Source organism: Ruegeria sp. HKCCD4884 (assembly GCF_013110855.1).
Classification (GTDB): Bacteria; Pseudomonadota; Alphaproteobacteria; order Rhodobacterales; family Rhodobacteraceae; genus Ruegeria.
In genome coordinates this window covers 60,710-84,371 of the sequence record NZ_WVRJ01000009.1, presented here as the reverse complement: position 1 = coordinate 84,371, position 23,662 = coordinate 60,710, and the positions used below count along the sequence as shown (strand labels likewise).

Genomic DNA, 23,662 nt, shown 5'->3' with positions numbered 1-23,662 from the left:
AACGCCAAAAGGGGGCCGCCTTTGTCCACAGTCACGCCGATGATGGCGCAATATCTCGAAATCAAAGAGGCCCACGCCGATGCCCTGCTGTTCTATCGCATGGGCGATTTCTACGAAATGTTCTTCGAAGATGCCGTCAATGCCGCCGAAGCGCTGGACATCGCCCTGACCAAGCGCGGCAAACACAATGGCAACGATATTCCCATGTGCGGTGTGCCAGTGCATTCAGCCGAAGGGTATTTGCTAACCCTGATCCGCAAAGGCTTTCGCGTCGCTGTCTGCGAACAAATGGAAAGCCCTGCCGAAGCGAAGAAAAGAGGCTCTAAATCAGTCGTAAAGCGCGATGTTGTGCGTCTGGTGACGCCCGGTACGCTGACCGAGGACGCCCTGCTGGAGGCCCGCCGCCACAACTTTCTGGCCGCCTATGCCGAAGTCCGGGACGAGGCCGCTTTGGCCTGGGCCGATATCTCGACCGGTGCATTTCACGTGATGCCTTTGACCGGCGCGCGCCTGAGCCCGGAACTGGCACGGCTGGCCCCGTCCGAGTTGATCGTGGCAGACGGGGCTCAGGACAAGTTGCAGGAACCCGTTCGCGATCTTGGGATTTCTCTGACGCCGGTGGGACGTGCCAGTTTTGACAGCACAGCGGCGGAAAAACGTATATGCGGTTTGTTTCACGTCGGTGCATTGGATGCATTCGGGAACTTCGGTCGCGCCGAAGTCTCGGCGATGGGCTCGCTGATCGACTATCTTGAGATCACGCAAAAAGGCAAATTGCCTCTACTGCAAACCCCTCTCAAGGAATCAGAAGACCGTGTTGTCCAAATTGATGCTGCAACACGCCGCAGTCTGGAACTGACGCGGTCGCTCTCAGGTGGTCGCGCCGGATCGTTGTTATCTGTGGTCGACCGTACCGTCACACCCGGCGGCGCACGGTTGCTGGAACAACGCCTGTCCAGCCCATCGCGCAATCTGGATGTGATCCATGCGCGCCTGGATGCGGTAAGCTTCGCAGTTGAGGACAGCCTGATTGCGTCAGACCTGCGTGAAGCACTGCGCAAAACACCGGATCTGGACCGCGCCTTGTCGCGGCTGTCGCTGGACCGAGGCGGTCCGCGCGATCTGGCTGCCATTCGAAACGGGTTGGCGCAGGCGGCTAAAATTGCAGAATTGTGCGAAACCCAAGATTTGCCAGTGCTGTTATCGACCGCCGTCCAAAACCTGACCGGGTTTGACGACCTTCTCGGCCTGCTCGACGAGGCACTTGTCGCCGAGCCGCCCCTGCTGGCGCGCGATGGTGGTTTCATCGCCCCTGACTTTGACACCGAATTGGATGAGGCCCGCACCCTACGCGACGAAGGTCGCTCGGTCATTGCCGGATTTCAGCAAAAATACGCGGAACATACTGGCATCACCTCGCTGAAGATCAAGCACAACAATGTGCTGGGGTATTTCATCGAAACCACCGCGACCCACGCCGAGAAGATGCTAAACCCGCCGTTCAGCGAAACCTATATCCACCGTCAGACCACCGCCAATCAGGTACGGTTTACAACCGTCGAACTGTCAGAGATCGAAACCCGCATCCTGAACGCGGGTAATCTGGCGCTTGAGATCGAAAAGCGGCTCTATCAAAAGCTTTCTGATGAAATTTTAGCCCTTGCCGCCCGACTCAACCAAGCCGCCCGAGGGCTGGCTGAACTGGATTTAACAACGGCATTGGCCGATCTGGCGCATGGTGAAAACTGGTGTCGGCCACAGGTCGACAGCTCTCGCACCTTCGACATTCAAGGCGGCCGCCATCCGGTTGTAGAGCACGCCTTGCGTCAGCAAAGTGGCGATGCCTTTGTCGCCAACGACTGCGATCTTAGCGCTGAACAGGGTGCCGCCATCTGGTTGCTGACCGGCCCCAATATGGCCGGTAAATCGACTTTCCTGCGCCAGAACGCCCTGATCGCGCTTCTGGCTCAGATGGGAAGCTATGTACCCGCCGAACACGCCCATATCGGCGTTGTCAGCCAACTGTTCAGCCGCGTTGGTGCATCGGATGATCTGGCCCGAGGCCGCTCGACCTTCATGGTCGAAATGGTCGAAACTGCCGCGATTCTGAACCAGGCCGATGACCGCGCGCTGGTTATTCTGGACGAAATCGGACGCGGCACCGCCACCTATGACGGCCTCTCAATCGCATGGGCCACACTGGAACATCTACACGCCTCCAACAAATGCCGCGCTCTGTTCGCAACGCATTACCACGAACTCACCGCATTGGCCGGTAAACTGGAGGGCGTGGACAATGCAACGGTTGCAGTCAAAGAATGGGAAGGCGAGGTGATCTTCCTGCACGAGGTTCACAAGGGCGCCGCCGACCGTTCTTATGGTGTGCAAGTTGCCCAACTTGCCGGCCTGCCAGCCTCGGTCGTCCAACGCGCCCGTGTCGTTCTGGATCAACTCGAGAAAACGGAACGCGAAGGTGGAAAGCAAAAAGCATTGATTGACGATCTGCCGCTGTTTTCAGCCGCACCACCGCCTCCGCCACCTGCCCCCAAGGCCTCTCCAGTCACGGATATGCTGGACGATGTCTTGCCTGACGAGCTCACCCCTCGTGAAGCACTCGACCTGATCTACAAACTGAAAGAGGCGGCCAGACCCTGACCGCCCTTTCATCTTTTCTAAAATACTCTCGCCGAAGGCTTGGCCTCGCAGGGGCCAATCAGCTTGCAGGCGTCGACGACACCCCAACCTGCGCCGGACGCAGCAGACGGTCATGCAACATGAACCCCTCGGCAGACACCTGAATGATGTCCCCCGCCCTGGTGCCGGGCACCGGCGCTTCGAACATCGCCTCATGCACATTTGGATCGAACCGGTCGCCGACCTCAGGCGTGATCACTTCAATCCCGTGCTTCTGGAACACGTCCTTCAACGCACGCATGGTCAGCTCAACACCTTCCAGCAACCCAGCGGCCACTTCTTTCTGCTCATCCGTTGCAGCTTCAAGCGCACGCTTCATGTTGTCATAAACCGGCAGCATGTCTCGGGCCAGTTTCGACCCACCATACTGTTCCGCATCCCGGCGCGCCTTGTCGCCACGCTTTCGCGCATTCTCAGCATCCGCCAACGCGCGCATGAACTTGTCTTTGTAATCATCCCGCTCGGCGCGCAGCTCATCGAGCTCCAGCGCTTCGTCGCTGATCTCTGCAAACTCTTCGGCCAGCTCTTCCGCTTCCGCAGCCATGATATCGTCCAGAAAATCTTCGTTCTTGGGCTCTGCCATCTCTTACCCTCTAGCTCCGGTCGGATATCAACTTACCGACCAGTTGCGCCGTATAATCCACGATCGGCACGATCCGTCCATAATTCAGACGCGTGGGCCCGATGACCCCGACCGCACCGATTATCTTACGATCAGCGTTCATATATGGAGACACCACCAAAGAGGAACCCGAAAGTGAGAAAAGTTTGTTCTCAGACCCAATAAAAATGCGCACACCTTCGCCATCCTCGGTCAATTCAAGGAATTCCGCGATGTCACGTTTGCGTTCCAGATCGTCAAACAGGGTTCGAATCCGGTCAAGCTCCTCGGCCTGACCCGGTTCGTTCAACAGATTCGCTCGCCCACGCACGATCAATCGGGCCGAGTCGCCGCCGTCTCCGTCCCAGGCAGCCATGCCACTTTCCACCATCTCACGCGCCAGAATGTCTATTTCCTGCTTGCGTGCATCGATCTGCGTCTGCATCTGCCGACGCACTTCGCCAAGGGTCCGCCCCTCGATCAGCGCATTGAGGAAATTCGCCGCCTCGCGCATTGAACTGGGGGTTTGCCCCGCTGGCGGGGTGAACAGACGGTTTTCCACATGACCATCCGAGAAAACCAGAACCACCAAAGCCTGGTCATGACCCAGAGAAACGAACTCGATATGTTTGATTTCCGATTCACGCTTGGGCGTCAAAACCAGCGAGGCGCCTTGTGTCACGTGTGACAAAGCAGAGCCCACTCGGTCGAGCATCCCACCCACATCGCCCGTGTTAGAGCCTAATGTCTGTTCCAGTTTCTGCCGATCATCGGCACCCAGATCGCCAACTTCAAGCAACCCGTCCACAAACATCCGCAAGCCCTGCTGCGTTGGAATTCGACCTGCACTGACATGTGGGCTGTCCAGAAGGCCCAAAAATTCCAGATCCTGCATCACATTGCGAACGGTCGCGGCGCTGACTTTTTCGGACAAGGTACGCGTCAAGGTGCGGCTGCCAACCGGCTCACCGCTTTCCAGATAACTCTCGACAATCAACCGAAACACTTCGCGCGACCGGTCGTTCATCTCATCCAGAATCTTGCTCGCTTCGCTCATGCGTCGTCCCCTGCTCGTTCGTCATTAAATAGCAGGCAAATGAAAGGTCAATCGGGGTTGCATCGTAACGCTGCGGGGCGTTATCCCCAACCCAGCAAACAAAGGAATTCCGATGCGACCCTCTGGAAGAGATTTAAGCGAAATGCGCACCGTTTCAATCGAAACGGGGTTCACCAAACATGCCGAAGGTTCCTGCCTGATCAAAATGGGCGACACTCATGTGCTTTGCACCGCAACGATCGAAGATCGCGTGCCGCCCTTTATAAAAGGCTCGGGCCTGGGCTGGGTCACGGCAGAATACGGTATGCTGCCCCGCGCCACCAACACCCGGATGCGGCGTGAAGCTGCCAGCGGCAAGCAAGGCGGTCGCACCGTGGAAATCCAGCGCCTGATCGGCCGCGCCCTACGCGCTGGTGTGGATCGGGTCGCGCTGGGTGAGCGTCAGATCACTGTGGACTGCGACGTGATCCAAGCCGATGGCGGCACCCGATGCGCGTCGATCACCGGCGGCTGGGTGGCCCTGCGTCTGGCCGTTAACAAGCTGATGAAAGCGGGCGACGTCATCTCTGATCCCCTGGTGGATCCAGTTGCGGCTGTGTCCTGCGGTATTTATGCTGGTCAGCCAGTTCTGGATCTGGATTACCCGGAAGACAGCGAAGCGGGTGTTGATGGCAACTTCATCATGACCGGATCCGGCAAGCTGATCGAAGTGCAGATGAGCGCCGAAGGCTCGGTCTTTAGCCGCGCGCAAATGGATCAGCTGATGGATTTGGCCGAAAAAGGGGTCGGCGAATTGGCTGCCGCGCAAAAGGCCGCAACCGCATGACCCGCAAGTTCGATGGGGACAGGCTGCTGGTTGCCACCCACAACAAAGGCAAGCTTGAGGAGATGGCGCATCTCCTCGAACCTTTTGGCGTCACTGTCGTCGGCGCGGGCGAGATGAACCTGCCCGAGCCGGAAGAGACCGAAGACACATTTGTCGGCAACGCGCGGATCAAAGCCCATGCTGCCGCCAAAGCCACCAGCCTGCCTGCCCTGTCGGACGATTCCGGGATCACCATCGACGCGCTGGACGGCGCGCCGGGGGTTTACACTGCTGATTGGGCGGAAACGGCAAATGGTCGTGATTTTCTAATGGCCATGACCCGCGCACATAATGAGCTGGAGGCTAAAAACGCCCCTCACCCACGCACTGCGCAATTCCGTTGTACATTGGTTCTGGCCTGGCCCGACGGACATGATGAAGTATTCGAAGGCATCGCACCGGGCCACCTGGTCTGGCCGATCCGCGGCAAGGACGGATTCGGCTATGACCCGATGTTTGTTCCGGACGGGCACGACATTACCTTTGCCGAAATGGATCGCTGGGAAAAGAACAAGATCAGCCACCGCGGCCGCGCGGTTGAGAAGTTCGTGAAAGGCTGCTTTGGCGGATGATTGGCGCAACGGGGGCTTTGGCCTTTATATCCATTGGCCTTTTTGCGAGGCCAAATGCCCCTATTGTGACTTCAACAGCCATGTTTCAAAGAAAATAGATCAGAAACAATGGCTTACTGCTTATCTGAGCGAGCTGCGCCGCGCTGCCTCTGAAACGCCGGGTCGGGTACTGAACACGATTTTTTTTGGGGGTGGCACCCCGTCTCTGATGGACCCGGAAACCGTTTCTGACGTGATTGATGAGGCGCGCGCGCTCTGGCACCCGTCCAATGACATGGAAATCACGCTCGAGGCCAATCCCGGATCGGTCGAGGCTGGTCGGTTTGCAGCCTATCGGGACGCAGGCGTTAACCGAATTTCGATGGGCGTTCAGGCCCTGAATGACGAAGATTTGCGTCGGCTGGGCCGGATCCACACAGTCACCGAGGCCCGAGCGGCATTTGACATTGCTCGTGCCTGCTTTGATCGTGTGAGTTTTGACCTGATCTATGCCAGACAGCACCAAACACCCGAAGCTTGGCGCACGGAGCTGAACGAGGCCCTGTCAATGGCCGTGGACCACCTGTCGCTGTACCAATTGACGATCGAGGACGGAACGGCTTTTGGTGATCGCTATGCCGTTGGAAAACTGCGTGGCTTGCCCGAGGATGACAGCGCCGCCGACATGTATCTGATCACGCAGGACATTTGCGAAGCCAACGGTTTGCCCGCCTATGAAGTATCCAATCATGCGCGCGCAGGCGCGGAATCCCAACACAACCTGACCTATTGGCGTTACGGAGACTATGTCGGCATCGGACCAGGTGCTCATGGACGGGTTACCTTGAACGCCCAAAGATACGCAACCGAAACATACCTGAATCCGCAACGTTGGCTTGATGCGGCCGAGCGCGGCAACGGGGAAAAAGATAGAACGTTACTGTCCTACGAAGATCAGGCAAACGAATACCTTATGATGGGTATGAGAATTTCAGAGGGGCTAAATATAGACAGATGGGAAACCCTATCCGGTCGAAAACTTCCAAAGAACACTATTGATCATCTCTCTGAAATAAAAATGATTGAACATAGTAACGACAGGCTTCGGGCGACTGCGGACGGCCGGGCCGTTCTGAATGCCGTCATCCGGGAACTATTGAGCTAGCCATGCACTACCTGTGGGCAGGACTGGGATTATTATGCGTTGCTTTGGCGATGGTTGGGGTTGTTCTTCCCCTTCTGCCAACCGTGCCATTCCTGCTATTGGCAGCGTTTTTCTTTGCCAGATCATCGTCACGCCTTCACACTTGGCTGCTGACTCACAAACTGTTCGGACCGTTGATACAAGATTGGCAAAGCTCCGGTGCTATACGGCCTGCGGCAAAAAAGGCGGCAACTGTTTCCGTCGCCGCCGTTTTTGGTCTCTCAATTTGGATGTCCGCCCCGGTTTTCGTTTTGGCCATTCAAGCCGTTGTCCTGGGCGGTGTATTGGTCTTTATCTGGACGCGGCCTAACGGCTGAGTTTGGCGCACAAATCGTCAAGCTGGTCCAGGTTCTCATACGTCAGAACAACCTGACCCGTTTCTGTTCCAGTCTTGTGATTGATCGAGACCTTCATCGCCAGAATTGCAGACAGGTCTTTTTCCAACGCCCTCGTATCGGCATCCTTACCCGCATCCAAGTTTCTGGACCGAGGCGCAGGGCGTTCGGCGTCACCTTGTTGTTGTTTTTTAACCAAAGCTTCGGTTGCACGCACCGACAAGCCTTCTTTGACGATCTGCTTCGCCAATTCCGAAGGGTTTTCGGCAGTAATCAGAGCTCGCGCATGTCCAGCAGATATTTTTCCTTCAATAACAAGGGCTTGAACATCCATTGGCAAGGACAAAAGACGCAGAAGATTTGCAATATGGCTACGGCTCTTACCCAAAGCTTCAGCCAGCTTTTCCTGCGTGTGGCCAAAACGATCCATCAGCTGCTTGTAACCAGCGGCCTCTTCCACAGCGTTCAGGTCCGCGCGCTGGATGTTTTCGATAATCGCAACTTCCAGAACTTCGGTGTCGTCAAAATCGCGCACAATGACCGGAATATCATGCAGTTGTGCCATTTGCGCCGCCCGCCAACGACGCTCCCCTGCAACGATTTCGTATTCATCAGCTCCGGTCGACCGGACAATCAGAGGCTGGATAATACCCTTTTCCTTGACCGAGGCAGCCAATTCGTCCAGCTGCTCGGGCAGAAACGTGCGGCGCGGCTGATTGGGGTTCGCTTTCAGCTTTTCGATTGGAACCTTCAGATCAGGCCGGCGCGCGTCGGTTGGTGCCCGCCCTCCTTCTTCGGGGTTCACATCCGCCATAAGGGCCGACAGGCCGCGCCCCAAACCTCGGGATTTTGCTTTCTTGGCGCTCATGTCGCCCTCCTCACTTCCGCCTACGCAGCGGTTTTATTGTTCTTGTGCATGATCTCTCGGGCCAGATGCCGATAAGCCATTGCGCCAAGCGAACCCGAGTCGTATTGCAGGACCGGCAACGCATATGACGGAGCCTCACTGACCCGCACGTTTCTGGGTATCTTTGTCTTAAAGACCATCTCACCCAGATTGTCACGCGCATCCTTTTCGACCTGACGGGACAAGTTGTTGCGGTTGTCATACATGGTCAACACAACACCTTCGATTCTCAGGTCAGGATTTGCGGTTTGCCGAACTTCTCTGATCGTCAGCATTAGTTGCGACAAACCTTCCAGGGCAAAGAACTCACTTTGCAGCGGTACAAGAACGGAATGTGCCGCCACCATTGCGTTGACGGTCAGCAGATTCAAAGAAGGTGGGCAATCGATAAGGATGAAATCCAGATTAAAGACATCGACCGCAGTTTGCCGCAACGCATCGTGCAACAAATAGCTGCGCTTCTCATTGGATATCAATTCAATGTCGGCAGAACTCAGATCAACGGTTGCCGGAACAACCAGAAGGTTTTCGATCTCGGTCTCTTGAACAACGGCCTCTAACGGCGCGTCGTCTAAGATGAGATCATAGGTTGTCCAATCCCGATCCTCTACACCCAATCCGGTGGACGCATTCCCTTGAGGGTCAAGATCAACCACCAGAACCCGGCAACCGGATTCCGCCAGCCCTGCTGCCAGATTGATCGCCGTTGTTGTCTTCCCCACTCCGCCCTTCTGATTGGCGACCGCAATAATCCGAGGTCCTGAAGGTCGGGACAGATCAACCACGTGATACTCCTTTGATTTTAAGGATAACGGCCTGAGGTTCAGTTAAACTTGTAATCGGCTCGGCGTCGAATTTCCATTCCTCTTGCGCCTCTGACAGTTCTTTTTTCCAGTTTGCGCCTTTGGGCAACAAGGCCGTACCATTTTCACTTAAATGCCTGTCACAGAACGACAATAACACCCGCAACTCTGCCAATGCGCGCGCTGAAAGAACATCAGCACCCAATGGATCGACACTTTCGATTCGTTTGGAAATCACACGGCATTTAATTCCACACTCCCGAGCAACACTACGTAAGAAGGCAGACTTCCGTTGATCGCTTTCAACAAATGTAAATTGCGATTTTGGTGACTGATCTGCCGCGATCAACGCACAAACCATACCCGGAAACCCGCCCCCACTGCCTAAATCCACCCAGCTTACGAACTGTTCCGCACAGCCGAAAACTTGTACGGAGTCAAAAATGTGGCGCTCCCAAATGTGTTCAAGACTGTTGCGAGACACAAGATTGATCTTGGGATTCCAACGCTTCACCAGTTCAACGTAGGCCTCCAGGCGCTCGAATGTTTCACGTGAAACATTCAACCGTTCAAATGCAGAATAGTCGGGCGTCATGCCTGTCGAACCCTCTGGTCCCGGCGGAGTTTTGCAAGAACAAGGGTCAGCGCAGCAGGTGTAACCCCTTCTACACGACCCGCCTGCGCAATATTTTCAGGCTTGGCTTGCGAGAGCTTCTGTTTTATCTCGGACGATAGACCATCCAACGCGAAATAGTCGAAATTCCAGGGAATTATGTATGATTCGTCCCTCTTCATTGCTTCCACATCGCGCTTCTGGCGCGCTATGTAGTTTGCGTAAAGCGCATCGCGCTCAATCTGTAGTCTGATTTTTTGGTCTACGTCTTGGAGGTCCGGAATCAAATGCAATAAATTATCGAAGGATACGTCCGGAAAAGCCAAGATCGCCATTCCATCCCTGCGATTTCCATCCTGGTTAACGTTTATTCCGGCGGACAACACTTCTTTTGGTGTATAGGTACGTTCTGCCAATTTGGTTTTTACAGCATCAAGTTGAGCCATCTTGTCTTCAAATTGTAGCCGACGGCTGGACCCAACGCATCCAAGATCAATGCCAATCGGTGTCAAACGCTGATCTGCGTTATCTGCGCGCAAGGAAAGACGGAATTCAGCTCGAGACGTAAACATACGATAGGGCTCAGCCACGCCGCGCGTGGTCAAATCATCTATCATCACACCGATGTAGCTGTCAGATCTGGTGAAATGCACAGGATCACGGCCTTGAACCTCCAGCGCGGCATTAAGGCCAGCGACCATCCCCTGAGCAGCTGCTTCCTCATAACCCGTTGTTCCATTGATCTGGCCCGCCAAATACAACCCGGGAACATCGGGCAGCGACAGAGTCGCGGTCAAGACACGAGGGTCAACGTAGTCATACTCAATTGCGTATCCGGGCTGCAGGATCTCTGCGTTTTCAAGGCCTTTGATGGACCGAACATATTGCAACTGCACGTCTTGAGGTAATGAAGTCGAGATACCATTGGGGTAAATAGTATGATCATTGACGCCTTCGGGTTCCAGGAAAATCTGATGAGATTCCTTGTCAGCAAACCGTACAATTTTATCCTCAATAGAGGGGCAATACCGAGGACCGATGCCGTCAATATGACCGCCATACATGGCTGACTTCGAAAGATTGGCCTCAATAATCTCGTGCGTTTTCGCGTTGGTATGCGTGATTCCACAAGAAATCTGAGGTGCCACCACGTCTGTCGATAGAAATGAAAACAGTGTTGGCTCTTCGTCCCCGTCTTGACGCTCGAGATCAGACCAGTCGATTGTCCGCCCATCCAAACGCGGCGGCGTGCCTGTTTTCAACCGACCCAGTGGCAGATCATAACTATCCAAACGTTCCGCAAGCTTGATGGAAGGGCGATCACCCATGCGGCCACCGGGGCGAGATACATCTCCGATATGAATAACACCGCGTAAAAACGTGCCAGAGGTCAGAATGACGGCGCTCGCGGAAATCTCTGAGCCATCCGCAAGCGAAACTCCGGAAACGCGCGAGCCGTCCATGATAAAATCAACGACCTCACCGACAATAACAGACAGGTTGGGTTGAACTTGTGTTTCTTTTTGCATTGCTGCCCGGTAAAGGGCGCGGTCCGCTTGCGTCCTGGGGCCCTGCACCGCAGGACCCTTTCGGCGATTCAGCAGACGGAACTGAATGCCAGCTTGGTCTGCAACACGTCCCATAACGCCGTCCAGGGCGTCAATCTCGCGTACCAGATGGCCTTTCCCTAAACCACCAATCGCAGGATTGCAGGACATAACTCCGATATCTGATGCAGACAGCGTTACCAGCGCGGTACTTGCCCCCATCCTGGCAGACGCGTGCGCAGCCTCGGTACCGGCGTGCCCGGCTCCAATAACGATCACATCGAACTTTGAATGTTTCACGTGAAACACTCCTTACTTTCCCAAACAGAAGCTAGAGAAGATTTCGTCCAGCAGTGTTTCGACATCTATTCTACCAACCAGAGATTCAAGAGCTCGAATGGCAGTTCTCAGCTCTTCTGCCGCGATATCATACAGGTCCGGACCTGATTCCAGAACCGCGATTGCAGATTGAAGCGAATCCAGCGCCCGACCAATTGCAACGCGATGGCGTTCCCGCGTAGCGATACCATGGGTAGTGGTTTTTTCATTTAGAACACACGAAATCTGGTCAACAAGCGCATCAATCCCCTGCCCAGTCTTGCCAGATACACCCAGACCTTCATCACCTCGAAGATCAGCTTTGGGCAGAACATGAATGTCACCAGCTTGCATCCCAACACCCAATTCTTCCGGCTTTTCCGATAGAAAAACACGAAGGTCGGCCGCCTCCGCTCTTCCGCGTGCCAGCTCGATGCCCAGGTTTTCGACGTGATCTTCGGTTTCTCTCAACCCGGCCGTGTCCAACAAGGTCACTGGCAATCCTGCCAGATCCATTCGCACTTCGATCACATCCCGCGTGGTTCCAGCGTATTCCGAGGTAATCGCCGCCTTCCGACCGGCCAGCGCATTTAGAAGAGTGGACTTTCCTGCATTCGGAAGACCAACAATTGCGACTTCAAACCCTGTCCGGATACGCTCAGCGATTTTCACACCGTCGGCTTCACGTCTGAGATCTGACATCACACCATGGATCAATTCTCGTACCTCAGGTGTCACATCTGTTGGCACCTCTTCATCGGCAAAGTCGATGACAGCTTCCAACAAGGACGCTGCTCGTATCAAATCCCGGCGCCACCGTTCTGCCAGTGTACCCAGTTCGCCAGCCAGAATGGTTTGGGCCTGCTTACGCTGAGCTTCGGTTTCCGCGTCTATCAGATCCGCCAGACCTTCGACCTGAGTCAGGTCCATCTTACCGTTTTCAAGCGCCCGGCGCGTGAATTCACCCGGTTCGGCGATGCGCAAGCCGTCAATGTCTGACAAACACCGCAACACAGCGTTCACAGATGCAGTGCTGCCATGGATCTGCAGCTCCGCCACATCCTCACCGGTGAAACTGGCCGGGGATCGGAATGTCAGAACCAACCCGTCATCCAGACGCGCACCTTTCTCGTCCCGCAACGTACGCAGGACCATGCCACGTTTTGGAAGCGCATCTCCTGTAAGGCGTGCCGCCGCAAAATGAGAGTCAGGACCAGAGAGGCGGATCACAGCCACTCCAGCTTTACCTTGCGCGCTGGCCAAGGCGAATATCGTATCCATTCGAAGGCCTCGCTTGGGTCTAAGACCTGTTTCAGGTGTTCATCGAATCGAAGAACTCGCCGTTTGTCTTGGTCTGTTTCAACTTCGACAGCAGGAACTCGATTGCGTCGGTGGTACCCATCGGGTTGAGGATACGGCGCAGAACGAAGGTCTTGGCCAGATCGCCCTTGTCGACCAGCAGGTCCTCTTTCCGGGTACCGGACTTGAGGATGTCGATGGCCGGGAACACGCGTTTGTCTGCGATTTTACGATCCAGAACGATTTCCGAGTTACCGGTGCCTTTGAATTCTTCGAAGATGACTTCGTCCATCCGGCTGCCGGTGTCGATCAGCGCGGTAGCGATGATGGTCAGCGAACCACCCTCTTCGATATTCCGTGCCGCACCAAAGAACCGCTTGGGCCGTTGCAGAGCGTTGGCGTCCACACCACCGGTGAGAACCTTACCTGAGGATGGCACCACGGTGTTAAACGCTCTACCAAGTCTTGTGATTGAATCGAGAAGAATAACAACATCTCGTTTATGTTCAACCAAACGCTTGGCTTTTTCGATCACCATTTCGGATACGGCCACGTGGCGCGTTGCCGGTTCGTCAAAGGTCGAGGACACAACCTCACCCTTCACCGAACGCTGCATGTCCGTCACCTCTTCCGGGCGTTCGTCGATCAGAAGGACGATCAGGTAACACTCTGGATGGTTCTGTTCGATCGAGTGCGCGATGTTTTGCAGGATCACCGTCTTACCGGTCCGCGGAGGCGCCACGATCAGCGAGCGCTGGCCTTTACCGATGGGCGAGACCAGATCGATCACACGCGCCGACTTGTCCTTGATGGTCGGATCTTCGATCTCCATCTTCAGACGTTCATCCGGGTACAGAGGCGTCAGGTTGTCGAACAGGATCTTGTGCTTGGCCTTTTCAGGATCTTCAAAGTTGATCTTGGTGACCTTGGTCAGCGCAAAGTAACGCTCGTTATCGTCGGGCGCTTTAATCTCACCTTCGACCGTGTCGCCGGTGCGCAGCGAGTGCTGACGGATCATATCGGGCGAGACATAGATGTCATCAGGACCCGGCAGATAGTTCGCTTCGGGCGAGCGCAGAAAGCCGAAGCCATCTTGCAGGACTTCCAGCACGCCGTCACCGCCAACGGTCCAGCCCTCATCCGCGCGTTCGCGCAGAATCTGGAACATCATCTCACCTTTCCGCATGGTCGAGGCGTTTTCGATCTCCAGCTCTTCGGCCATTGCCAGAAGGTCTTTGGGGCTTTTGGCTTTCAGGTCGGCCAGATTCAGGGCGTCAGTTGTCATGATATATACCTTCACCGCGATCAGCGCGGCACGAAGTGGAATTTCAGTACGGAAGATACGCCGCCCGGACGGGCGTGTTGATCCCTACATAAGCGCGACAGCTTTCAGAGTCAAACGGGCCTTCAGAACTTCAGAATGACCGCCAGAACGATGATAACCATCAAAACGGTCGGAACCTCGTTCATCATGCGATACTGCCGCCCAGTGAGCTTATTTCGGCCTTCCAGGAAATCCTTGCGCCGGGCCATCAGCCAGTGATGGAACCAGGTCATGCCGATCACGGCCGCGCCTTTGACCCAAGGCCAGGACCAATCCCATCCAACAATGCCCGGTGTGAACACCATGATCAGGCCACACACCCACGCCACGATCATCGCAGGGCGCATAATCACACGCAGCAGCTTTTCTTCCATTTCAAAGAAAATTTCTTGTGCCCCGTCGACAGCCTGAGCTTTCTCAACGTGATAGACGAACAAGCGTGGTAGATAGAACAGACCTGCCATCCACGAGATTACGGCCATGATATGAAGTGACTTCACCCACGGGTACAGCGTGAAAAGAAGATCAGTCATTTTGGCTCCGAGCGTTGTTCGGAACTCTCCCTAATAAAAAAATAAGAAAAGAAAAAGGAAGATGGTTTTGTAGGGCGTTCAAAAACCGTGGATTACTGTTTTACCCATGTGTTTTCCCCAAGGTGGACAGAACAATCTCACTTTCCGATGATTCTGTTGAAGTTATCTTTTTTATATTTAAAAACAATGTACTATCCCAGAACAACAGGCTGATGATCTGGGGATAAATCTTTGGCTATCTTGGGATGGTTCAGTTATCCCGGTGATCAGACTTATCCTTGTCCCGGTTGGATGGGATTTGAGCGACTCGGGGATCTTTGACACGATTTTCCCGGGGTTGCGTGTCAACCGGAAAACCATACAAAGCACCCCAGAACTCTCATCGACTTGCACACGGGGTTTTCCACATGTCTGTCCCCATTCTTCTGGCATCGGGATCTGCGATACGGGCGCAGCTGCTTGAGAATGCAGGTGTACCATTCACCGTTCAAACCGCGCGCGTGGATGAAGACACAGCCAAGCGCGCCTTGCTGGCTGAAAATGCGTCACCACGGGATATTGCCGACACGCTTGCTGAAATGAAAGCGCGCAGGGTCAGTGACAAAAACCCTGGCGCTATGGTGCTGGGGTGTGATCAGGTTCTGGATTTTGACGGTCAGTTGCTGTCAAAACCTGAGACCCCGGAACAGGCAGTCGCTCAGCTAAAAGAGATGCGCGGCAAACGGCACATGCTTTTGTCTGCGGCCGTGATCTATCAGGACGGCGAACCGATTTGGCGGCATGTAGGACAGGTACGGTTGCGGATGCGGGCCAGCTCTGATGCCTATTTGAAGGATTATGTTTCACGGAACTGGGACAGTATCCGCCATGCCGTTGGAGCATATAAGCTGGAAGAAGAAGGTGTCCGGCTGTTCGCCACCATTGACGGCGACTATTTTAACGTTTTGGGTATGCCCCTGTTGGAGCTTCTCAACTTTTTGGCTGTCAAAGGGGTGATCGATCAATGACGGACTACCGGGTTCCACTGGCCGGGGTGATCGGACATCCCATTGGGCATTCGCGTTCCCCCAAACTGCATGGCCATTGGCTGAAGACGTATGGCCTTGCCGGGCATTATATCCCAATGGATGTTGCCCCTGCCGACCTGGAAACCGTGCTACGTACGCTGCCCAAAGCAGGTTTTGTCGGGGCCAATGTGACTGTTCCCCACAAGGAAGCAGCGTTGAAGATTGCGGATCACGTATCCGACCGCGCAACGGTGATCGGCGCTGCGAATACACTGGTGTTCCGCGAAGATGGCTCGATCCATGCAGATAACACAGATGGGTACGGGTTCATGGAAAACCTGCGCAGCGGCGCGCTGGACTGGAATGCCAAAGACGGCCCGGCCGTAGTGTTCGGGGCCGGCGGGGCAGCTCGCGCCGTTCTGCATGCGCTGTCTGATGCAGGTGTGCCGGAAATCCTGTTGACCAATCGAACGCGCGCCCGGGCGGATCATCTGAAAGAGGAATTTGGTCAACGAATCCGCGTTGTAGATTGGGTTCAGGCCGGAAACGTCATCGAAAACGCGGAACTGGTGGTCAACACAACCTCATTGGGGATGCGGGGCCAGCCGGAATTGCGGGTTCCTCTGGATGGGTTGCAGCCCGGCGCCGTTGTCACGGATCTGGTTTATGCCCCGTTAAAGACAAACCTTCTGAAAACCGCGGAAGAAGCAGGATGCACGACGGTTGATGGTTTGGGCATGTTGCTGCATCAGGCGGTTCCGGGGTTTGAGCGGTGGTTTGGCGTGCGTCCCGAAGTGGATGCAGAGACGCGCGCGGCGGCTTTGGCATGAGTTTTGCCCTTGGCCTGACCGGTTCTATCGGCATGGGGAAAAGCACCACAGCACAGATGTTTGTCGAGGAAGGTTGTGCTTTGTGGGATGCTGACGCGGCTGTGCATCGGTTGTATGCGCCCGGGGGCGCAGCGGTTGAACCTATGCGTGCAGTTTTCCCTGCCGCTATTGTCGATAGAGCTGTAAGCCGAGACGCGTTAAAGCGGATCATTGCTGCCGACCCCGAAGCGTTGAAAGCAATCGAAGCGATTGTGCATCCTCTGGTCGCGAAAGATCGCGCAGAATTTCGTGAAAACACAACAAGCGACATTTTGGTGTTCGACATACCTCTTCTTTTCGAAACGGGCGGAGATGCAGCCATGGACGCCGTCGCCTGCGTTTCGATCCCGGCTGACGAACAAAAGCGCCGTGTTATGGAACGGGGAACAATGTCCGAGGCGCAGTTCGAACAGATCCGCGCCAAGCAGATGCCGAATGCAGAGAAATGCGCGCGGTCCGATTTTGTAATCGTAACAGACACGCTGGACCATGCCCGTCAGCAGGTGCAGGATGTGGTCAGGCAGATACGGGCGGGAATGAAAGATGCGTGAGATCGTACTCGATACCGAAACCACCGGGTTCGATCCCGAAAGCGGGGACCGGATTGTTGAGATTGGTGCCGTTGAACTGTGGAACCACGTCGCGACGGGTGAAACCTATCACGTCTATATCAACCCTGAACGCGGTATGCCGGATGAGGCGTTTGGCGTGCATGGCATCGGCCCGGACCTGTTGGAAAACCCGCGTCCACCGGAAAAGGGTGAGGTAACGCTGAAAGACAAACCGGTGTTTGCCAAGGTGGGTTACGGGTTTCGTGAATTTGTTGGGGATGCGCGGTTGGTGATCCACAACGCGTCGTTCGACATGAAATTCCTGAACGCGGAACTGAAATGGATGGGCGCGCCGTTGATCCCGATGGAACAAGCGCTGGATACGCTGGCAATCGCCCGCAAACGGTTTCCCGGATCCCCAGCATCTTTGGATGCGCTGTGCCGTCGATTTAACATCGACAACTCGAACCGTGTTCTGCACGGCGCTTTGCTCGACTCTGAAATACTGGCCGAGGTTTATCTTGAGCTGATCGGAGGGCGACAGCCTGATTTTGGCCTGTCCACGTCCGCATCATCCGCATCCGGTGGCGGTGAAGACTGGCGACCAACACCGCGTAGCGCAGCATTGCCATCCCGGATCACCGAAGATGAACGCGCAGCACATGAAGCGTTTGTGGAGAAGTTGGGCGAAAGCGCCCTGTGGACCCGCGCCTGATCCGGTCAGGCGCGGGTCAAAGCCTTAGGCGTCGGTCTTTTCGGCCTGAGCGGCCTGACGACGCATCAATTCGTTGCGATACAGCGCCACGAAATCGATATTGTCCAGGTTCACCGGCGGGAAGCCGCCATCACGGGTGATGTCGCTGACGATGCGGCGCAGGAACGGGAACAGCATCCGCGGGCACTCGATCATCAGGAACGGGTGCATCTGATCTTCTGGCACGCCTTCCACGTGGAACAGCCCGCAATAGTCCAGTTCGCACAGGAACAGCACATCATCCATGCCTTTGGCTTTGGATGTCAGGTTCAGCTTGATGGACACTTCAAACTGATGTTCAGCGCTGCGCTTTTTCGCGTCCAGGTTCACCTGAACAGCGATTTCCGGCTGCACGTCGCCTGACACACCCTTTTGCGCCATCACGTTTTCAAAAGACATGTCACGGATGAACTGCCCCAGAACCCGCATTTGAACCTGCGGGGCGGCTTGGGCCGCAGTGTTTTCTGCAGCGTTTTCTTCGGCCATGGATCTACTCCAAAATTAAATTTCGCCACTGCTTAGCAAGTTGGGCGCGGCACCTCAATGCTGGTGGGGCCCTTCCACCCATTTCGACGGCTTAGAAGGGTCTTTTTTCGGGCGAACTTCGCTGAATTCACCGTCAATAATGTCCCCCTGCTCGAAAGGGTTTTGTCGCGATTGAAATCCTGTGCCCGGTCCCATCTGAAACTGTGCCACGGTGACTTTCGACTTCAGGTAGCGGAAAACAGCGACACGAACGCCCGGTACCAGCAAGGCAAATCCTATGGCATCGGTGAAAAAACCCGGTGTCAGCAGCAATGCGCCGGACAAAAGGATCATAGCACCATGGGCCAAAGGTTCGGTCGGGTCGTCCAGTTCAGCGAACGATCGCTGCAAATTTACCAATGCCATGCGACCTTGTGTCCGCACCAGAACCGTGCCCAGAACGGCGGTCAGTACAACAATGGCAAGGGTTGGCCAAAGTCCAATCAGACCACCCACCTGAATAAACAGCGCGATCTCGATGATAGGCACCAACAAAAATGCCAAGAACAGATACATTTGCGTTATCCTTTCCCTAAGGCCGGGCTGTGGACTTGCCACCCACGCTCACCTACATAGTAGCATGAGGCCGCGTATACAAAGTCGCGGTTCTGAAAAGAGGATGAAATGAACGAACCCATGATCCAGCTACTGGTCCTGGCCGGAGTTGCCGTTTTCCTGATCCTGCGCCTCAAAAGCGTGTTGGGTACGCGTGAAGGTTTTGAGAAACCACCTTTGCAGCAACAGCCTGAAGCGCATAAATCGCGTCGCGATTTCGAGGTAATCGAAGGCGGCCCGGATCATGACATCACTGACCATGTCGCTGAAGACAGCGAACAGGCGCAAACCCTGGCCGCGATGAAACGGGTTGAGCCCGCCTTTTCCGTCAATGAATTTGTTCAGGGCGCACGCGGTGCCTATGAAATGATTGTGATGGGGTTCGAAAAAGGCAATCTCGACGAGATCCAGCCGTTCCTGTCGGAAGAGGTATTTGAAACATTCGTCTCGGTCGTCGCTGCCCGCGAAGATCAGGGCCTGACCATCGAGGCCGAGTTCATCGGCGTGCGGGAAACCACCCTGTCGGATGTCAAATTCGACAAAGACACCAATGAGGCCGAGATCACCATGAAATTCGTGGGTGAACTGACCTCGGTCGTGCGGGATCGCGGCGGTGATATTGTCGAGGGCAACCCCAACACCGTGAAACGCCAAAAGGACAGCTGGACCTTTGCCCGTGTGATGGGCAAGGACGATCCGAACTGGCTGCTTGTTGCCACGGACGCATGATTGCTACGCTCCGGTCGCTTTTTCTGGTGGGTGCAATGACCGCCGCCAGCGCTGCCGGAGCCGAGGCAACGCGATCCATTCTGTCGTTTGACGATCTTCAGGGCTGGGCCGAAGATGACCACGGCGCGGCCCTTTCCGTTTTTCTGAATACTTGTGGCGATCTGAAGGACCCGGACTGGGGTGCATTATGCGGAGTTGCCGGGACATATGAAGCGGATGCTGCGCGAGCGTTTTTTGAACTCTTTTTTCGCCCCGTGTTGGTCGAGGATGGCAAAGACGCCCTGTTCACGGGGTATTTTGAGCCAGAGCTTGATGGTGCGCGCAGCCGGACTGATCGTTTCAAGTACCCCATTTACAAGATGCCCCCCGAAGCGCGAAACGGGCCATGGCTCAGCCGTCGGGAAATCCTGAGTGGTGATGTGATGCAGGGGCGCGGGCTTGAAATTGCCTGGGTCGATGACCCGGTCGAGCTGTTTTTTCTGCAAATTCAGGGTTCGGGGCGTGTACGGCTGCCCGATGGTGGTGCCTTGCGTGTGGGATACGGGGGCGCAAACGGTCATCCGTACAGATCCATCGGTGTCGAACTGGTTCGGCGTGGGATTTTAGGTGCGCATGAGGTCAGTGCTCAGATGATCCGGGCGTGGGTGCGCAAGAACCCTGAGGCCGGTGCCGAGCTGCTGTTCCACAATCCTTCCTATGTGTTCTTTCGTGAAGTCTCGCGCGTTGCGCCCGAACTTGGGCCATTGGGGGCAATGAACCGATCGATTACAACGATGCGCAGCATTGCGGCGGATCCGGCCTATACGCCATTGGGGGCGCCGGTCTGGGTTGAGAAGGACGGCAAAAATCCATTGCGTCGTCTGATGATCGCGCAAGACACAGGGGCCGCCATCAAGGGTGCCCAGCGGGCAGACATCTTTTTCGGAACGGGTGACGAGGCCGGGCAAGCCGCCGGCAGGTTAAAAGATCCGGGTCGGATGATCGTTTTGTTGCCGATACAGCGGGCTTATGCCCTGCTGCCGGATGAGTTCTGATGACCCGGCGCAAACTGACGACAGAAGAGATCGAGCTGTGGCGCAAGGTCGCCAAACAAGCCGAACGGATGCATCCGGAAATTCCACAGACGGTCCATCCGACCTCCTTGCCGAAACCCAAGCCGAAAAAAACGCCGAGACCTCGGTTCGAAGCGTTTGAAATTGGTGAGACTCATCAGACAAAACCAAAGTCAAATGATTTGAAGCCATCGGTCACAGATGCGCTGCGCAGAACGCCGGTTCAGATGGACAACAAAGCCTTTGGCCGAATGAAGCGCGGTAAGCTCAAACCGGAAAGCAAGCTGGACTTGCACGGTATGCGGGTCGACACGGCGCACCCCGCGCTGATCCGTTTTGTCCTGACTGCGCAAGCCCAAGGCAAACGGTTGGTTCTGGTTGTGACCGGCAAAGGAAAGGATCGGGACGAACCGGGCCCGATTCCGACCCCACGCGGAGTACTCCGCAATCAGGTGCCGCATTGGCTGACCATACCGCCACTGGCACAGGCGGTGATGCAGGTTACGCCCGCCCACATAAGCCATGGTGGGGATGGAGCTTATTACGTTTACTTGCGGCGTCTTCGCTAAAGGGATCGTGCCGCACGGGTGACACCAACACGGACCAGCGTGCAGACCAGAACAAAAAATCCTCCGGTCCACAGGAACTGAGTATCCAACGAAACGCCCCAATCGATCAGCACTCCGGTCAGACCCGGACCGATCGCCGAACCCAGAACCATGACCGCTGTTGCCATCGCTTTGATCGCACCGATGTGTCGGGTGCCGTAGAACTCGGCCCAGAAGGCGCTAGGTAACGTGCTGTTTGCCCCGGCGGTGAGCGCCAGAAGAACCAGCCCAAGCGTCGCCCCGGCAATCGAGGTCGTCAGGGCAAGAGTCACAAAACCCAGCGCAATCGGCAGCTGGTAATAAGGCATCATCCGTGCTGTGCCCCATTTGTCCAACGCCCAGCCGGCCGCAAACATCGAAAGCAGCGATACCCCGGTGTAAACGGGAAACAAGGCGACCAATTGGATGTGAGCCCATCCTTTCACTACGGCCAAATGGACCTGATGAAAAAAGAAGGCCGTGACAAAAGCCGAAGGCCCAAGGACAGCGGGTGCCATAAACCAGAACAACGGGTGTTTTAGCGCATCACTCCGAGTCCAGTGACGGCCTTGCATACCGGTGGCTGAATACTCGCTGGCAAGGCTTTGCGGTGTGCGTTCTTCCCTGAGAAGGCGCATCAGAATTGGAATACCCAGCAAAACGATAATGGCTGCAAGCCCCCACAGCCACCGCCAGTCCAGAAACACCATGGCGGTGACAAATGCCAGCGGCAGCAGCGCCTCTCCGATCGCGTATCCGACCGAGGCAATGGACAAGGCCTTGCCCCGTGTTGCGGTGAACCAACGGGCCATTGCAACCATCGCAAGATGGGTGCTCATGCCTTGCCCAAACAGGCGCAAAAGAAAGATCACCGCGGGCAGCAGCAATACCCAGCTGTTCAGCGACATGGCCAGTGCCGCCAACGCCAACCCGGCCAGAACCACAGGTCCCAACATTCGGACGCGGAAAACATCTGTCAGCCCGCCCGCCCAGATCATCACCAGTGCTGCTACGAGCGTGCCCAGAGAATACAACCCACCCCAGGCCCCGTGGCTGAGGCCGTAAGCAGTGCGAATTTCACCGGCAAAGACCGAGATAAAGAAGGTCTGCCCAAAACTGGACAGGAAGGTCAGCAGGACTCCGGCTCCCAACCACGCCGCATTGTCAGTTAGAAACCGACGCAGATTAAACTGCGTCACGGTGTGGTCACCTCGGCCTGTCCGGTTTCGGTCAATACAATTTCAGTGGCGCCATCGGGATTGCGTTCGCTGGGCGGCACGAGAATATCGATGGCCTGCCGATCTTCGCGCCCGAACGTGCTGTTGATGCGCCGCAACGAGCTGAGGATCGACAGCAGTGCAGGAGAGGTTGCGGCGACGAAATGCGAGGACGCTGCATCGCTGTTGAATGCGGTGGTATCGATTACGCTGATCGGGAATTCTTCAAGCGAGGCGATCGAGCTGATGTTTCCAAGCCTTTCACCCTCATCCGTGCCGCGCAGACGAGCCGAGATATTCAGGATTTTGTCCTTTTGGGATACCATAACAAGAAACGGGTCGGGTGGATTGTCGATGCGTTTCATTTGCGAGCGAAACAGATCCAGATCCAGATCCGGTGAGATCAGCACGACACCTTCGAGGTTTCTTTTCGCCCACCCGGGTTCCTGCAGCTCAGCTTGTCGCATCATTTCCATCGACAAGGCGCCGCCCATGGAATGTGCAACCAGAATAACGCGCTTTACGCCCATGGCCTTGAGTTCGCGGATGGTCTGCTCTAGCCCGTCGCGGGCGAACAGCATGCTGTCCAGGTCATAGGCATACCCATAGCCGGTTGCTCGGCTTGGCCATGAATACACCAGCGTAGATCCCGGAAGACCAATGTCATGGGTCAGCTGAGCGGCGCGGAAGATGGTTTCGGTCTGAGTCGAGTTATAGCCGTGTACAAAAATCGTAACGTCATCCTGACCGCGCAGGTGTTCGCGCAGACCTCGCGGGCCGTCCAACTCAGTCACGCCTGTCAGTACGAATTCTTTCTGCGGGTTGGGGTTTGCATACGAGAATTTGAGCGTACCCGGAGTATGTGTTGGCGGAATTGAAACCGTCGTTTCCAGAAACTGGAGCGACTCGCCACGCCGGAACCCATAAGATCCATCGACTTCGCGCGCTCGGGTCGTACTGGCAAAAATCGTTTCAGGTGTACCAACAGTCACAGCCGATGGAACAATTTCGGACACAGTCCGATCAACACAGGCGCTCAGCGAAAGGAACAAGAGTAAAACGATGAAATAGCGCAGCACGTGCCAGCCCTCGGGTTGAATCGTGCTTACGCTATCTTATTCTCACTCCGCGTCCAGCGTCGAACGTCTGAAAGAGCGGCAAAAAA

At 55.6% G+C, this 23,662-nt stretch carries 25 protein-coding genes; 12 read left to right on the top strand and 13 right to left on the bottom strand.

Annotated elements, in window-relative coordinates; genetic code table 11:
- Window positions 1–39 precede the first annotated feature (39 nt).
- Window positions 40–2,655, top strand: coding sequence for a DNA mismatch repair protein MutS (mutS, locus tag GS636_RS14300; RefSeq protein ID WP_171670250.1), 2,616 nt, complete (start codon window positions 40–42; stop codon window positions 2,653–2,655).
- Between the two features lie 58 nt (window positions 2,656–2,713).
- Here mutS and GS636_RS14295 read toward each other — a convergent pair whose 3' ends face one another.
- Window positions 2,714–3,277, bottom strand: a complete 564-nt coding sequence (locus GS636_RS14295) for a nucleotide exchange factor GrpE (RefSeq protein ID WP_171670063.1) — start codon at window positions 3,275–3,277, stop codon at window positions 2,714–2,716.
- A 10-nt stretch (window positions 3,278–3,287) separates the two neighbouring features.
- Window positions 3,288–4,352, bottom strand: a complete 1,065-nt coding sequence (gene hrcA, locus GS636_RS14290) for a heat-inducible transcriptional repressor HrcA (RefSeq protein ID WP_171670061.1) — start codon at window positions 4,350–4,352, stop codon at window positions 3,288–3,290.
- A gap of 112 nt (window positions 4,353–4,464) precedes the next feature.
- On the opposite strand from hrcA, the gene rph reads away from it, so the two are divergent.
- Genes rph through GS636_RS14270 form a run of 4 tightly spaced genes read left to right on the top strand, consistent with a single transcriptional unit; the run spans window position 4,465 to window position 7,289 of the window.
- Window positions 4,465–5,178 carry a ribonuclease PH gene (gene rph, locus GS636_RS14285; RefSeq protein ID WP_171184670.1) on the top strand — a complete coding sequence of 238 codons (714 nt, stop codon included), beginning with the start codon at window positions 4,465–4,467 and terminating at the stop codon, window positions 5,176–5,178.
- The gene (gene rdgB / locus GS636_RS14280; RefSeq protein ID WP_171670058.1) at window positions 5,175–5,789 is read left to right on the top strand and encodes an RdgB/HAM1 family non-canonical purine NTP pyrophosphatase; all 615 of its coding nucleotides are present in this window, start codon (window positions 5,175–5,177) and stop codon (window positions 5,787–5,789) included. Before rph ends, rdgB begins: the two co-directional genes overlap by 4 nt.
- Window positions 5,779–6,933 (top strand): radical SAM family heme chaperone HemW, encoded by a 1,155-nt coding sequence (gene hemW / locus GS636_RS14275; RefSeq protein WP_171670056.1) that lies wholly within the window; start codon window positions 5,779–5,781, stop codon window positions 6,931–6,933. Before rdgB ends, hemW begins: the two co-directional genes overlap by 11 nt.
- A gap of 2 nt (window positions 6,934–6,935) precedes the next feature.
- Window positions 6,936–7,289 carry a YbaN family protein gene (locus GS636_RS14270; protein ID WP_171670053.1) on the top strand — a complete coding sequence of 118 codons (354 nt, stop codon included), beginning with the start codon at window positions 6,936–6,938 and terminating at the stop codon, window positions 7,287–7,289.
- Here the strand turns inward: GS636_RS14270 and GS636_RS14265 are convergent.
- The 7 genes from GS636_RS14265 to GS636_RS14235 all read right to left on the bottom strand — a co-directional run bounded on the left by GS636_RS14265 (window position 7,279) and on the right by GS636_RS14235 (window position 14,651).
- The gene (locus GS636_RS14265) at window positions 7,279–8,175 is read right to left on the bottom strand and encodes a ParB/RepB/Spo0J family partition protein (protein WP_171670050.1); all 897 of its coding nucleotides are present in this window, start codon (window positions 8,173–8,175) and stop codon (window positions 7,279–7,281) included. The two genes, GS636_RS14270 and GS636_RS14265, sit on opposite strands and share 11 nt — an antisense overlap.
- 20 nt (window positions 8,176–8,195) lie before the next feature.
- Window positions 8,196–8,999, bottom strand: a complete 804-nt coding sequence (locus tag GS636_RS14260; RefSeq protein WP_171092798.1) for an AAA family ATPase — start codon at window positions 8,997–8,999, stop codon at window positions 8,196–8,198.
- Entirely contained in the window at window positions 8,992–9,612 is a 621-nt protein-coding gene (gene rsmG, locus GS636_RS14255) for a 16S rRNA (guanine(527)-N(7))-methyltransferase RsmG (protein WP_171670047.1), read from the bottom strand. Before rsmG ends, GS636_RS14260 begins: the two co-directional genes overlap by 8 nt.
- Window positions 9,609–11,477: a tRNA uridine-5-carboxymethylaminomethyl(34) synthesis enzyme MnmG gene (gene mnmG / locus GS636_RS14250; RefSeq protein ID WP_171670045.1), complete on the bottom strand. Its 1,869-nt coding sequence runs from the start codon at window positions 11,475–11,477 to the stop codon at window positions 9,609–9,611. The genes rsmG and mnmG overlap by 4 nt, the downstream gene beginning before the upstream one ends.
- A 12-nt stretch (window positions 11,478–11,489) precedes the next feature.
- Window positions 11,490–12,776, bottom strand: a complete 1,287-nt coding sequence (mnmE, locus tag GS636_RS14245) for a tRNA uridine-5-carboxymethylaminomethyl(34) synthesis GTPase MnmE (protein ID WP_171670042.1) — start codon at window positions 12,774–12,776, stop codon at window positions 11,490–11,492.
- Between the two features lie 31 nt (window positions 12,777–12,807).
- Entirely contained in the window at window positions 12,808–14,079 is a 1,272-nt protein-coding gene (rho, locus tag GS636_RS14240) for a transcription termination factor Rho (protein WP_171092791.1), read from the bottom strand.
- Window positions 14,080–14,201: 122 nt separating this feature from the next.
- Entirely contained in the window at window positions 14,202–14,651 is a 450-nt protein-coding gene (locus tag GS636_RS14235) for a CopD family protein (protein ID WP_171670039.1), read from the bottom strand.
- 407 nt (window positions 14,652–15,058) lie between these two features.
- On the opposite strand from GS636_RS14235, the gene GS636_RS14230 reads away from it, so the two are divergent.
- Genes GS636_RS14230 through dnaQ form a run of 4 tightly spaced genes read left to right on the top strand, consistent with a single transcriptional unit; the run spans window position 15,059 to window position 17,793 of the window.
- A complete protein-coding gene (locus tag GS636_RS14230; protein WP_171670037.1) occupies window positions 15,059–15,658 on the top strand; it encodes a nucleoside triphosphate pyrophosphatase in 600 nt (199 codons plus the stop codon).
- On the top strand, window positions 15,655–16,488 hold the full coding sequence (locus tag GS636_RS14225; protein ID WP_171670034.1) for a shikimate dehydrogenase: 834 nt from the start codon (window positions 15,655–15,657) through the stop codon (window positions 16,486–16,488). The genes GS636_RS14230 and GS636_RS14225 overlap by 4 nt, the downstream gene beginning before the upstream one ends.
- Complete coding sequence (gene coaE / locus GS636_RS14220) at window positions 16,485–17,078, top strand: dephospho-CoA kinase (RefSeq protein ID WP_171670032.1); 594 nt, start codon at window positions 16,485–16,487, stop codon at window positions 17,076–17,078. Before GS636_RS14225 ends, coaE begins: the two co-directional genes overlap by 4 nt.
- Window positions 17,071–17,793: a DNA polymerase III subunit epsilon gene (dnaQ, locus tag GS636_RS14215; protein WP_171670029.1), complete on the top strand. Its 723-nt coding sequence runs from the start codon at window positions 17,071–17,073 to the stop codon at window positions 17,791–17,793. Before coaE ends, dnaQ begins: the two co-directional genes overlap by 8 nt.
- A 24-nt stretch (window positions 17,794–17,817) precedes the next feature.
- Here the strand turns inward: dnaQ and secB are convergent, their stop codons facing one another.
- Both secB and GS636_RS14205 read right to left on the bottom strand, forming a co-directional pair.
- Window positions 17,818–18,318, bottom strand: coding sequence for a protein-export chaperone SecB (gene secB / locus GS636_RS14210; protein WP_171092779.1), 501 nt, complete (start codon window positions 18,316–18,318; stop codon window positions 17,818–17,820).
- 54 nt (window positions 18,319–18,372) lie between these two features.
- Window positions 18,373–18,873 (bottom strand): FxsA family protein, encoded by a 501-nt coding sequence (locus tag GS636_RS14205; protein WP_171092777.1) that lies wholly within the window; start codon window positions 18,871–18,873, stop codon window positions 18,373–18,375.
- Window positions 18,874–18,981: 108 nt separating this feature from the next.
- On the opposite strand from GS636_RS14205, the gene GS636_RS14200 reads away from it, so the two are divergent.
- From GS636_RS14200 to GS636_RS14190, 3 genes are read left to right on the top strand one after another with little or no spacing between them, the layout of a single operon-like run.
- Window positions 18,982–19,641: a Tim44/TimA family putative adaptor protein gene (locus GS636_RS14200; RefSeq protein WP_171670026.1), complete on the top strand. Its 660-nt coding sequence runs from the start codon at window positions 18,982–18,984 to the stop codon at window positions 19,639–19,641.
- Window positions 19,638–20,675 carry a murein transglycosylase A gene (locus GS636_RS14195; protein ID WP_171670024.1) on the top strand — a complete coding sequence of 346 codons (1,038 nt, stop codon included), beginning with the start codon at window positions 19,638–19,640 and terminating at the stop codon, window positions 20,673–20,675. The genes GS636_RS14200 and GS636_RS14195 overlap by 4 nt, the downstream gene beginning before the upstream one ends.
- On the top strand, window positions 20,675–21,262 hold the full coding sequence (locus GS636_RS14190; protein WP_171670021.1) for a Smr/MutS family protein: 588 nt from the start codon (window positions 20,675–20,677) through the stop codon (window positions 21,260–21,262). The genes GS636_RS14195 and GS636_RS14190 overlap by 1 nt, the downstream gene beginning before the upstream one ends.
- On the opposite strand, the gene GS636_RS14185 is transcribed toward GS636_RS14190, so the two are convergent.
- Both GS636_RS14185 and GS636_RS14180 read right to left on the bottom strand, forming a co-directional pair.
- Window positions 21,259–22,479: an MFS transporter gene (locus GS636_RS14185; RefSeq protein ID WP_171670019.1), complete on the bottom strand. Its 1,221-nt coding sequence runs from the start codon at window positions 22,477–22,479 to the stop codon at window positions 21,259–21,261. The two genes, GS636_RS14190 and GS636_RS14185, sit on opposite strands and share 4 nt — an antisense overlap.
- Entirely contained in the window at window positions 22,476–23,576 is a 1,101-nt protein-coding gene (locus GS636_RS14180) for an alpha/beta fold hydrolase (RefSeq protein WP_171670016.1), read from the bottom strand. The genes GS636_RS14185 and GS636_RS14180 overlap by 4 nt, the downstream gene beginning before the upstream one ends.
- Between the last annotated feature and the right edge of the window lie 86 nt (window positions 23,577–23,662).